The sequence below is a fragment of the Actinomadura luzonensis genome (genome assembly GCF_022664455.2).
Taxonomy (GTDB): Bacteria; Actinomycetota; Actinomycetes; order Streptosporangiales; family Streptosporangiaceae; genus Nonomuraea; species Nonomuraea luzonensis.
Window position 1 is genome coordinate 2,305,091 of the sequence record NZ_JAKRKC020000001.1, and the last position, 12,293, is coordinate 2,317,383.

General features: G+C 70.0%; 7 protein-coding genes. 4 read left to right on the plus strand and 3 right to left on the minus strand.

Features of this window, described 5'->3' with window-relative positions; translation table 11 throughout:
* Window positions 1-20: 20 nt before the first annotated feature.
* A complete protein-coding gene (locus MF672_RS11045) occupies window positions 21-2,573 on the plus strand; it encodes an FxsB family cyclophane-forming radical SAM/SPASM peptide maturase (RefSeq protein ID WP_242382023.1) in 2,553 nt (850 codons plus the stop codon).
* A gap of 20 nt (window positions 2,574-2,593) precedes the next feature.
* On the opposite strand, the gene fxsT is transcribed toward MF672_RS11045, so the two are convergent.
* The gene (gene fxsT / locus MF672_RS11050; protein ID WP_407654766.1) at window positions 2,594-5,185 is read right to left on the minus strand and encodes an FxSxx-COOH system tetratricopeptide repeat protein; all 2,592 of its coding nucleotides are present in this window, start codon (window positions 5,183-5,185) and stop codon (window positions 2,594-2,596) included.
* Window positions 5,186-5,405: 220 nt separating this feature from the next.
* On the opposite strand from fxsT, the gene MF672_RS11055 reads away from it, so the two are divergent.
* Window positions 5,406-5,585 (plus strand): FxSxx-COOH-like cyclophane-containing RiPP peptide, encoded by a 180-nt coding sequence (locus MF672_RS11055; RefSeq protein WP_242382025.1) that lies wholly within the window; start codon window positions 5,406-5,408, stop codon window positions 5,583-5,585.
* 70 nt (window positions 5,586-5,655) lie between these two features.
* On the opposite strand, the gene MF672_RS11060 is transcribed toward MF672_RS11055, so the two are convergent.
* A complete protein-coding gene (locus MF672_RS11060) occupies window positions 5,656-7,608 on the minus strand; it encodes an nSTAND1 domain-containing NTPase (protein WP_242382026.1) in 1,953 nt (650 codons plus the stop codon).
* 309 nt (window positions 7,609-7,917) lie between these two features.
* On the opposite strand from MF672_RS11060, the gene MF672_RS11065 reads away from it, so the two are divergent.
* Together MF672_RS11065 and MF672_RS11070 are read left to right on the plus strand one after the other, a co-directional pair.
* Entirely contained in the window at window positions 7,918-10,020 is a 2,103-nt protein-coding gene (locus MF672_RS11065; protein ID WP_242382027.1) for a hypothetical protein, read from the plus strand.
* Window positions 10,021-10,089: 69 nt separating this feature from the next.
* Window positions 10,090-11,385, plus strand: coding sequence for an MATE family efflux transporter (locus MF672_RS11070; RefSeq protein ID WP_242382028.1), 1,296 nt, complete (start codon window positions 10,090-10,092; stop codon window positions 11,383-11,385).
* Here the strand turns inward: MF672_RS11070 and MF672_RS11075 are convergent.
* Complete coding sequence (locus MF672_RS11075) at window positions 11,375-12,061, minus strand: hypothetical protein (RefSeq protein ID WP_242382029.1); 687 nt, start codon at window positions 12,059-12,061, stop codon at window positions 11,375-11,377. The genes MF672_RS11070 and MF672_RS11075 overlap by 11 nt on opposite strands.
* Between the last annotated feature and the right edge of the window lie 232 nt (window positions 12,062-12,293).

A 12,293-nucleotide genomic window follows, 5' to 3' on the forward strand; every position in this document is an offset into this window, starting at 1 on the left:
GGCCGGGCCTGGAATGGCCCATGGATCTCAACATCAACGCCCTGCTGGAGAGCGGCTGGCGTCCCACGCCCTTCCAGCAGTTCGTACTGAAGATCCACAGCCGGTGCAACCTCGCCTGCACCTACTGCTACATGTACGAGATGGCCGACCAGGGCTGGCGCCGCCAGCCCCGGCGCATGTCGCAGGCGACGATCGACGCGGCCGCGGCGCGCATCGCCGAGCACGCGCAGGCGAACAACCTGTCCAAGATTGACGTGATCCTCCACGGCGGCGAACCCCTGCTCGCCGGCGCCGAGCACATCCGCCACGCGGTGGAGACCATCCGGCGCGCGGCCGGCGCCGGCGTGACGGTCAACGTCCAGGTGCAGACGAACGGCGTGCTCCTGGACCCCGTCTTCCTGGAGACGTTCGCCGACCTCGGCGTGCTCGTCGCGGTCAGCCTCGACGGCGACCGCGAGGCCAACGACCGCCACCGCCTCGGCCCGGCGGGACAGGGCAGCTACGACCGGGTCCACGACGGGCTCGCCCAGCTCACCTCCCCCGCCCACCGGCACCTGTTCAACGGGCTGCTGTGCACGATCGACCTGCGCAACGACCCCGTCGGCACCTACGAGGCGCTGCTCGCCCACGCCCCGCCCACGATCGACTTCCTGCTCCCGCACGGCACCTGGGAGACCCCGCCGCCCGGCCGCCACCCCGACCGCGAGGACGCGCCGTACGGCGACTGGCTGATCGCCGTCTTCGACCGCTGGTACCACGCACCGCGCCGCGAGACCCGCGTCCGGCTGTTCGACGAGATCATCCGGCTCGTGCTCGGCCGCCCCTCGCGCAGCGAGGCCGTCGGGCTGTCCGCGGTCGCCGTCGTCGTCGTCGAGACCGACGGCGGCATCGAGCAGGTCGACAGCCTCAAGTCCGCCTACGACGGCGCCACCCGCACGCCCCTGCACGTGAGCACCCCCGGCGCCTTCGACACCGCGCTGATGCTGCCCTCCATCGCCGCCCGGCAGATCGGCGAGCGCGCGCTGTCGCCGGAGTGCCGGGCCTGCGACATCCGGCGCGTCTGCGGCGCGGGCCTCTACCCCCATCGCTACCGCCCCGGCACCGGCTTCGCCAACCCGAGCGTCTACTGCCGCGACCTGTTCCGGCTCATCACCCACATCCAGCAGACGGTGAACGTCGACCTCGCCGCGGTACGCGACCGCAGCCGACGCCGCCGGCTCACCGACTCCGCAGAGAGGCACCCGGACACCATGACGCTGGCACCTCACAGCCTGCCCAAAGAGGTGTTCTTCGAGCTCGCCGCCGGCCGGGGCGGTCGCGACGCCGTCGAACGCCTGTGGGCGGCGCAGGACAGCAAACGCCTGCTGCTCCTGCGCGGCGTCCGCGACCTCGCGAGGGACGACGCGCGGGTGCGGCAGGCGTACGAGCTGCTCGCCGACATCCAGGAGGCCTCGCCCGAGGTCGCCAGGCAGGTGCTCCGCTACCCGACCGCCGGGTCCTGGGGGCTGCGCACCCTGCAGGCGCTCGGCGGTCACACGTCCCCGGCGCCCTGGGCGACCCCGTCCGGGCTGGCGTCGCTGGCGGCGGTCGCGGCGATCCGATCGGGGCGCGGCGCGACGATCGAGGTGCCGGTCCTGGACGGCGCGGCCGTGCTCCCGTCCCTGGGGCGGGCGCTCTTCGACGGCGACGACCGGTTCGCCGTCGTCCGCACCGGCGACGGCGAGGCGGAGATCACCGCCGGCGGGGTCACCGTGCGCGTCGGCGAGGGCCCCTCGTGGGAGGGGCTGCGCCGCATCCGGGCCGCGCACGGCGGCCTGACGGCCGAGTTCGTCGTCGACGACCTGGATCCGGGACGGATGCCGGGCGCGCAGCACGCCGAGGGCCGGCTCAGCGCGGCCGACCTGCACCGGTGGGAGTCCACGCTCCAGCCGGCCTGGGAGATCCTGGCCGACCGGCACCCCCAGGTCGCCGAGGAGATCGCCGCCGTGGTCACGGTGCTGACGCCGCTTGCCGAGCCGGCGCACGGCACCGCGAGCGCCACGTCCAAGCTGGCCTTCGGCAACATCGGCATCTCCACGCAGCCCGACCCGCACGCGTTCGCGGTGACGCTGGCGCACGAGTCCCAGCACGCGAAACTGAGCGGCCTGCTCGACCTCATACCGCTGACCCAGCCGGACGACGGCAGCCGGTACTACGCCCCCTGGCGTGACGACCCGCGCCCGCTCGGCGGCCTGCTGCACGGCGCGTACGCGCACCTGGCGATCGCGGCGTTCTGGGGCGTGGAGCGGCAGCAACCGCACGAGGATGAGCTGCGGCTCCGCGCCCACACCGAGTTCGCCCGGTGGCGCGACGGCACGGACCTGACGATCCGCACGCTGCGCGCCAGCGGCCGGCTCACCCCGGAGGGCGACCTGTTCACCGCCGAGATGGCCGGCACGATGGCCGCGATGTGCGCGCAGCCCGTCCCCCCGGAGGCCGCGCACCGGGCGGGCGCCTCGGCCGACCGGCACCTGGCCGGCTGGCGCCGGCGCAACGGTGAACCGCCGGCCGGCCGGCTGCCGTCACCGGCCTGAGATGCCCGGCCCCGGACAGGTCAGATCGGCGGCGGGTCGAAGTCGAGGTCGAGGTGCCGTTCGGCGAGGAAGGCGGCGGCGTCGGGATGCTCAAGGCCGAGCCTCTGCGCATACCGGCTCCGGGTGTCCTCCCGGAGCAGCGCCCCCTCTTCGACGGCCTCCGGGGTGCCGAGGCGTTTGAGGTCGATCGAGAGATTGGCGGCACAGGCCAGGGCCATCGGATGGTTCTCGCCGACGAGCTCGACCAGGCGGCGATGGGTGTCGCGGCCACGCTCGACGGCGGCCTCGTACTGGCCCAACGCCGCGAGGTCGCTCGCCAGGTTCGTCGCCACCGTGAGGTAGTAGTGGTGGTTGCGTCCAAGGCGCTGCTCGATGCTGTGCAGCGTCTCCTCGTTCAGCTCGCGGGCCTTCGCCGGCTCCTGGCAGGTGCGGTACAGCAGCGCCAGGTTGCCCTGGCAGGTCAGGTAGTACGGGTGATTGGTGCCGTAGACCCGCGGATACCGGTTGACGGTGTCGGTCGCCAGCTCCAGCCCTTCCTGCTCCTGACCGTTGTTGCGCTGCACGTTGGCGAGGGACATGGCGGAGGCCAGCGTGTCGGGATGGTCGAGGCCGTACCTCCGCACGTAGCGGCCGTGCACGTCGGTGGACATCTCCAGCGCCTTGTCGAGCTCGCCGAGCCTCCGCCAGGCGATGGAGAGGTCCTTGGCGGTGTAGAGGTACATGGGATGCTCGCCGCCCAGGTATTCCAGGCCGTAGGCGAGCACCTCCTCGCCGATGTCGCAGGCCTCGGCATAGTCACCGTTGAGACGCACGGCCCGGGCAAGCGCGTTCCAGCACCCCACGATGGTCGCCGCGCCCGACTTGGTGTCCCGGATCTCCAGGAGAGTGTTCTCGTGCAGTTCGCGGGCCTGCTCGAAGCGGCTGGTGAGGCAGTAGTCGAGGCCCAGGTTGTTCTTCGCGCGCAGGGTCCGGTGATCGCCCGGGCCGAAGGCCGCGGCATGCCGTCGTACGGAGTCCTCGTCGTGTTCCAGGGCGGCGGCGAAGTCACCGCGCGCCCGCAGGTCGCCGCCGATGCCGCTGACCAGGAGCAACAGCTCGTCGTCGGGGGTGCCGACGCGCCGCATCTTGGCGAGGGTTTTCTGGTTGAGCTCGTAGACCTCGTTGTACCTGCCCAGCTGACGCAGGATGTTGCCCTGCTCACGATAGGCCCTCAGCACGTGGGGATCGTCGGGGCCGGAGTCCTTCTCCCACTGGTGGATGAAGAGGTTCACGAACTCCTGGGCGTAGCCGTCACTGGACATGAAGAGGTATCGGGCCAGGCTGAGCGCGAAGTCACGCACCCTCGCGTCCTGGCTCTCCTGCAAGCGGGAGGGCACGACGTGCGCCAGGACACCGCCATAACGGCCCCAGTTGACCGACTCGTCCGGGTTGCCGAGGTCCAGGCCCGTCAGCAGGTGGTGGACGTCCGCGAGATGCGTGGCCCGTTCCTCCGGGTCGAGCTCGTCGCGGACGAGCGCCTGGATCAGCCGGTGCACCTGGATGGTCCGGCTGCCGGGGTCGATGCGCGCGAGGGCGAAGCGGCCGAGCTCCCCCATCGACCGGCTCAGCTTGATCGGGTTGTCGAGCAGCTCGGCCAGCCCGGGGCTCAGGCCGGTGCCGCGCTGGCTGAACACGTCGCGGGGGATCGGCTCCGGCCCGAAGAACGCGCAGCAGCGCAGCAGGTCGACAGCCTCCGGCCGCCGCTCGCTCAACCTGCTCACCGAGAGATTCCAGGCCGCCGTCATCGAGATCGGGTACTCCGTCGGCTTGCCCTCGTCGAGGAGCTGGCTCGTGTGCTTGTTCAGCAGCTCGATGTACTCGTCGACGGGCATGCCCGTCTCGGCTTGGAGGGCGCCGGCCTGTTCCAGCGCCAGCGGGAGGTCGCCGAGCTGTTCGGCGAGCCGGTCGGCGTCCTCGGGCGCGATCGCCCTGCGGATGCGCTTGCTGAGGAACGCGACGCTCTCCTCCCGCGCGAAGACGTCGACCGGGACTGCCTCGACGACGTCCTCCCAGCGGTGGTTGCGCGAGGTGATCAGGACGTGACCGGGTCCGTTCGGGATGATGTCGAGGATCTCTTCCGGCTCGTCCGCATTGTCGAAGATGAGCAGCCAGCGGTCGTACGGCTTGCCGCGGCGCAACGCGTCGAGCGCGGCGTTGGCGGCGTCCTCGACGCCGATCGCCGCCGCGTCGGGAAGGCCGAGATGGGGAGCGAGCGAAGCCAGCGACGACCGGATCAGCACCCGCTGGTCGGCCGAGATCCACCAGACGAGGTCGTACTCGCCGCGATACCGGTAGGCGTACTCCACCGCCATCTGTGTCTTGCCGACGCCTCCGAGGCCGTGCAGCGCGTGCGGGAGGACCTGCGGAATGACCACGGTGACCTGGCCGCGGGCCTCGGCGGTCATTCCCGCCCGCAGTTTCTCGAGGAGCTCTTGCCTGCCGGTGAAGTTCTTGTTCCGCGGCGGAACTCTGCCCCACACCTCGGGGGCCGTTGACCGTCGTCCTTCGCCTGGCTGCGTACCGGCCACGAGGCCACCTCCGGATCGCGCGTCTCCAGCCTCAACGTTGACCATCGGGTCGATACAGGTCAATGGTGGGCCTGGATATGGCCACGTCATATCCAAACGCCAGCACAAGAATAAGGACCCTTGTGCGCGACAATTCAGAGTAGACGTGTGATCGGCCGGGCGGGTCTCGTGCTGGTAACCATTCCAAGATCGCCACAGCGGGTGCCGTCGAGCTTGTATGCTGGCGCGGTAACTGCCTCGTATTGCGTCAGGCTGGGAGTTCGGCATGCAGCAACAGGACAACGAGCTGGCGGGTCAGCTGCCCAATTTCTCCGGCCTGTCCCTTCGTGACCTGGACGGACTGGACGAACTCGGCGGCTCCGCCCTCGCTCTCGCTATCAGAAGCCTGACGGCGCCCGACATCCGGGATACCGAGGCGATCGCCCGATTCACGAACTCGGTATGACCTTTCCGGCGACGAATAAGACATACGCCGCATCTGGGCATAAGGGATACTTTTCCCCGCTTATTAAGCATTAGCGTCTCGACAGGATGTCCTCCGCCTGTTTGCGGTGGTGCTGAGTCAAGCGGGGATCGGTGGCGCGGAGAGCTTCACCGGCGAGCTCGGCCGCGAGCGCCAGGTCCCCGCGCCTTCTCGCCGACCGGGCGAGGTACAGCAGGACCAGGCCATGCGTCCGCCCCTCTGCGCGAAGCTCCTGGATCTCGTGCTCCGGGACGGGAGCATGATGGCTTCTCGCCAGGATGCACGCGGCCCGGGCCGACGGCGGGGCGGCCACGGCGACGCTGTTCAGGTCGTCCAGGGCCTGCTGTGGCCTGTCCCAGTCCGCGTAGATCTCGCCGCGGATGCGCAGCGCCTCGACATGCCCCGGATCCCTGTTGAGCGCCGCGTTCACCTCCCTGATCGCGGCCCGGTGCCGGTCCGTGTGCCAGAGAGCCTGGCCGAACTCCAACAGCGTGATCGTCTCGCCGGCGGGAATGACCCGGCCGGAACGCGCCTGGTCGAGTGCGCTGGTCGGATCCCCCCTGTGCAGGTGCACCCGCGCGAGCGCGGCGAACAGATAGGCGACCGTGGGTGACCTGGAGTCCGCTGTCCGCGCCACGGCCTGCTCATAGGCACTCAGCGCGGTCTCGTGCTCGGCCCGCAGGTAGGCGATGTCACCCAGGATCGTCTGCGCGGCGATACCGATCTCGCTGTGCCCCCTCCCGATCAGCGCCAGCGTGGCTCGCGCGTACTTGTCGGCGAGCTTCAGATCACCCGCGGACATCGCCTGCTCGGCCTCGCGCAGCAGATCGCCCGCGTGCAGATCGGGCAGCGCCGGCGACTCCTCCCCGAGCCGTTGGAGCGCGCTCGCCAGCCGTGGGTGCTGGAGTTGGAAGCCGTCCCCGCCGGGCAGCCGGCAGGGCTTCAGCAGATGCCGGTTCTCCACCGCGCGGACGACCGCGTCGGTGATCACCTGCGGCCGGTCGCTCTGCAGCGCGGGTACGGCCCGGTGCGGTGTGTTCACGTCGGGCGCGACGGTGAAGGTCCGGCGCATCCAGCCGCCGATCTCGCAGGTCGGCAGACCGTGGTCGGACGTCAGCTTGAACAGCGTCCGGGTGCAGTGGTCGGCCAGCACCCCGTCCACGTCGTCCAGCACTCTCCTGGCGGCGGCGGACAACGTCTCGCCTCGGAGCAGACCTCGCCTGAGCTCGGCGCACAACACCTGCAGCAGGACAGGCTCCACGCGTGGACCGACGGGTGGCCCGTGATCCACCGTGAGAGTGGCGACGATCTCCGCGGGCACGCCGTCGTCGAACTGCAGGTGCTGCGTGAGCGGCGGCCGCCGCAGGGCCTCGATCGCGGACGACGGCTCCAGCGGCGGCAGGACGTACTCGGCCGTGCTCGCCCCCAGCGCCCGTCCGAGGTCGCGCGCCTGCTGGGCGCAGTCCGGCCGCAGCGACAGCAGCAGGTGGACGTCCGGGAAGGCCCGGAGCGCGACCTCCAGCTCCTCGCGGAGGCGGCGGTGCTCCGGGCTCGACGTGGCAGGGCCGCGGAGGGCGTACTCGGCGCCGTCGATCGCCACCAGGATCGGCCGGCCGGACGGGGCACTGGCGGTCCGCCGCCGGAAGACCTCCGTGACCGTCAGGCCCACGGTGCGGGCGGGATCCTCCTCGGGCTGCCACGACGACAACAGGGCGAACAGGGCGCGTCCCCGGGCGGTGATCACCGGCGCCGGCAGGATCATCCGGTAGCTCAGGTCACCGATCGGCAGCACGCGCGCGCCGTTGCTGGCCAGCACGGGAACCACCCCCGCGTGCAGCAGCGAGGTCTTCCCGACGCCTGGATCGCCGATCAGCAAGGTCAGGCGATGTCCCTGCCAGAGGCCGGTCACGTCATCGATCTCAGTGCCGCGGCCGTAGAAGTCGGCCTGGTCGTCCTTGCCGAACGGCCGGAGCCCGACCCACGGGCCGGTGCCGTGCGGGATCACGAACGAGTTCCCGCCGCCGCCCCGATCTTTCGCATCACGCTCTCCCGTCCCCATTGCCGAAGACAAGAACGAATGCCCGCTGGCGCACACGTCCTGCCTGTCGTATACGCGTGGCCGTCCATGTCGAGGCTCCCCATGATGGCGACCTTGGCCAGATATCCGGCGTGATAATGACGCAATCATCCAAGGAAGTCATCCGTCATGCTATATCTAGCGCTGGAAGTCCTTCTCGGACGCAAGCAGAACCTCCCTGCCGGGAAAACCCTTTCCTTTACTCCTGGCCCACAACCGGATTTATGGTGACCTCAATTGTCGCCCCGGATCGCCGTCGTGGGGGTGCAGATGGGCGCGAAAGCTGATCGGCTGTCACCCGAGGAACTGGCCCGGGTCGCGCACGAGCTGCTGCGGCACGACGCCGAGCTGAGGTGCGACCCGGAGCTCCACCCCGACATCCTGGGCGACGTCAGGAAACGAGCCGACCAGATCCTCGCCCCGCTCGTCGATGAGATCGCCAACGTCGACGAAGCGCGCCGCGCGTGGCGCCGTCCGTGGGCCGTCGCCGCCCTGGTGCTCCTCGTGGCGGCTCTCCTCGTCCTCCGAGCTGTCTCCGGAACCGCCGTGCTCCCTTCGTGGCCGAGCGCGGCCGTCATCACCTTCGCGGTCGCCCTGGTGGCGATGGGCTGCTTCGCCTTCGTGAGCTGGTGGAACGTGACCCGGCGGCGCAACAGAACCGCCGACGTCGAGCTCCGGGCGGCGCTGCTCCCGCCACTGCGCGCCCTGCTCCGCCTCATCATCAGCGAGCTGCAGGACGACGAGGCCCGCTGGTCCGGCACCCTCAGCACGACCAAGGCCCCCGCCCTGGTGGAGCTCAACCTCCAGGACACCATCCCCTCCCGCACCTATGAGCGGCTGCGGACCTTCATCGCCGAGCACGAGTCCTCGGCCACGGGCGTGGCCGGCGCCCGTGGCTCCGGCAAGACCACGCTGATGCGGCGGCTGTCGCTGGACGACACGCTCGGCTGCCACGTCGCCCTGGTCAGCACGCCGGTGAAGTACGCCGCGGTGGAGTTCACCCGCCTCATCCACGGCGAGCTGGCGCGCGCCGGTCTCAGATCCAGCGCGGCAGGCCTCGCCCGCCGGCACCTGGCGGCGCCGGCCCTGCGGGTGGCGTTGCGGACGCTCCTCATGGCGGCTGCGGCGCTCCTCCTGGTCACCTTGTGGCTCTACGACAAGAACCGTCCCGTGCCGACCTCGTTCGACCTGGGCTGGACGGGTTTGTCCGCCGTCGCGCTGGGCGCGCTGATCCTGGGGTTCGCGCTCAACCGGGCATGGGCCTTCTTCCGGATCCGCGCCGGGATGAGCACCTTCCCTCAGAGTACGCGTGAGCTCTGCCTGCAACAGCTCGAGTTCCTGCGCTGGTCCACGTCCGTCGAGAGGAGCGCGAGCGCCGCGATCAAGGTCAGCGGCTCCGGCTTCGAAGGCGGCAGCAAGCTCTCCCAGGCCGAGCGCGAGGTCACCCACGCCGACGCGGTGCAGGCGCTGCGGCAGTTCGTCGAGCAGCTGCTCGCGCTCGGCGGCAGACCTGTCGTCATCTGCGTGGACGAGCTGGACAAACTGGCCGATCCGGCCGAAGCCGTCGACGCGATCAACGGGCTCAAGGACCTGTTCCACGTGGCCAAGGCGCACTTCGTCCTGTCGGTGTCCACGGACGCCATGCTCAGCTTCGCCGCGCGGGGCGTGCCGATGCGCGACGTCTTCGACTCGGCATTCGACACCATCATCTCGGTCGCACCCCTCTCCCTGGACGAGTCGCAGACTCTCATCTCCCGGCGGGCCCGTGACTTCTCCCGGGTCTTCGTCCTGTTCTGCCACGCCTGGTCCGGCGGCCACGCCCGCGACCTCATCCGGACCGCCCGTTCGTGCGTGGACCTCAAACGCGACCTCCAGGACGGCGAACAGGCCGACATCGCGCTGCTGTCCCGGCGGGTGCTGCGCCACGACCTGCGCGAGGTGGTGGACGCGACCGTGGAGAAGCTGCGCGGCGACGACGGCGACCTCGCGAAGACGATGCTGGACCCGGTCCTGGCGTTCCAGGAGGCGCTCGAGGACGACGCCGCGAACCTGCACGACCTCCTCAAGAGGATCAAGTTCCCGCCGGACGCCGGGATGGCGGCCATGGCCGCCGAGGCCCGGCCGGCGACCACCTTGGCCCCGTACGCCCGGATCGCCGCCCTCTGCGAGCGCCTGTTCTCGATCTCCCGCCCGCCCGCGGCCTGGCAGGCGGAGGCGATGAGCGACGCGGTCATCGCGCTGGCGGAGGCCCGCGCCGCGCTCGGCCGGCACCCGCGGGAGATCGAGCGGAAACTGAGGCGCGCGGCCGACGCGTGCGCGCTGGCGGACGTCTCCGGGTGATTTGCATCTCGGGTGCGATAGAATATGAGGTACATTCCGAGCGGCCGACCGCCCGGGATATTTCTTTTCGTGCCTTTTCCTCATCGAATTGTCCTGACCGCTGCGGTGCCCCTGTTCGTTTCCATGAGTGCCGGTGTCGTCGCGCAACTCGTCAGCACCTCCCTTCTCGGCCGGCAGGCCACCGCGCAACTGGCGGCCTTCACCCTGGCGAACGCGGTGCTCAATCCGGTTACGGCCGCGGTGGCGGGCGGCCTGCGGGGGATGGCGCCTTTCATGGCCGCCTGTCGCGACCGCCCCGCCGAGGCGTTACTCGTCCTGAAGGACGCGCGATGGCTCTCGACGGCCCTCGGCGCGGTCGGCGCGGGTGTCATGCTCGCCGTTCCTCTCATCGCGCATGTCAGCGGCGCCCCGCATGCGGCGACAGCCGAGCTCGGCGCTCTGCCGCTGCTCCTGGCGCTCCATGTGGTGCTGTACGCCGCGGGCAGCGGGGCCATCGGCATGCTGATCGCGCTGGGACGCAGCCGGCTGGTGCTCTGGTCCGGCATGTCGAGCACCGGCATGCAGGTCGTCCTACTTCTCGTCCTGGTGCCTGGAATGGGCGTCGATGGTGCGGGTGTCGCGCTCGTGGCATCCACCGTCGTCGCTGTCGGCGTCTCCAATGTCCTCCTGCTGCGTCTGCCCGAACTGGCGGGACGATCGCCGTGGCCAGGGCGTCCACGGCTGCGGCAGGTCGTCCGCATGGCCAGGGTCGGGATCCCGATGTCCGCCGCCCTGATCGTCAAGTTCACCGTCATGGGCGGTGTGGCCTACACGGCCGCCCGGACGGGAGCGCAGGAGGCCGCCGCTCACGCGATTCTTCTGTCGCTGGACGGGTTCCTGGGATTGGCGGCCTTCGCCGCGGCGCAGGCGGTGACACCGGAGATCGCGACGGTCCCCTCCTCCCGCGAGGCCCGCCGGCTCGCACAAGCGGCGGTCACGATCGCCGCGCTCGGCGTGCTGGCAGGTGGGCTCGCCCTGTTGCTGTCCGGACAGGCGATACTCGGGCTGTTCACCTCGGACGCCGCCGTGCTCGCCCTCGCCGCATCGCTGCTGCCGCTGCTGGTGCTCTTCTCCTTGGCCGGCAACTGCGGGGCCGTGATCGCTTTCAGCCTGGCCGGGCTCAGGCGCACGACCTGGAATCTGGCCTCGGCCGGCACCGGATATGGCGTGCTCGCGCTGACCATGACTCCCGTGGCGTCCGCCTGGGGGCTCACGGGTCTGTGGATCGTATTGAGTGCGAGCAGTGTGCTGATTGCCGGGACGAATGTGCTCGGCCTCGTGAAACACCTCGATGCCCGGTCACAGCGGAGGCTGCTCAATTCGTGACTGTCGCCTCGCGGACGCGGAAGTAGTTCCAGTGGTCCTTGTGCAGATAGCGCTGGAACTGCGCGGCCTTCGCCTGGGCCGTCTTGTCGGCGGTGACGACCGTGAGGAGAACGTACGTCTTGGTCGCGCCAGAACTGGTCTTGCCGTAGACGTATTTGCTGAGCATCGTGTCCCGGCGCCATTTCACCGCACTGGACGATGTGGCCAGACGCGCGGCCGTGGCCTTGGCGGCTTTCACGGTGGGGAAGGACATGATGACCTGGACCGCTGTGAGATGCCCTCGATAAGCCGAATAGGCCAGCTGCACGGCACGCTCGCACTTGTTCCTGGCCAGCACGCCCTGCCTGTCGATCGATTTACAGGAGTCGTACGTCCAGCCACCCACCTTCTTCGCCTTAAAAGTGACGTTCCCCAGGCGGAAGTTCCAGTCGCTGAAATCGTCGTCATCCATCGGCGAGCCCGCGCGCTCGTTCTCGCTCTCGCTGGGACTCGGCTGGGCCGGCTCGGGTCCGGGTTCCTCGGCCGGCAGGGCCGCGGTGGTGTCCGGCGCGGAGGCGTTCAATCGTTTGTAGACGCTGAACGCGAAGCCGCCCGGCAGCAGCACCACCAGGATCGCGACCATGGTGGTGACCAGGCCGGGGTAGTCCCGCAGGTCAGGTTGCCGAGGCTGTCCCATGCGTCACTATTGTGCTGGACCTGGTCACCGACTGCCCCATTCATCCCCATAGTGAGGCTTTTCCAACCTGACCGCGCTGGTCAGCAGGGACGGCGCCGGCACGGGTTGGCATGAGAAGAGGCTCCCGGTAAGACAGCAGTCGACCAAGATCCGATGCCTCTACCGGAGAGCCTCGTTGCTGTCATACCGTGCCGCGATCCCTCTGGGGTGTGGCTCTTTCTCGGTGAGTGCA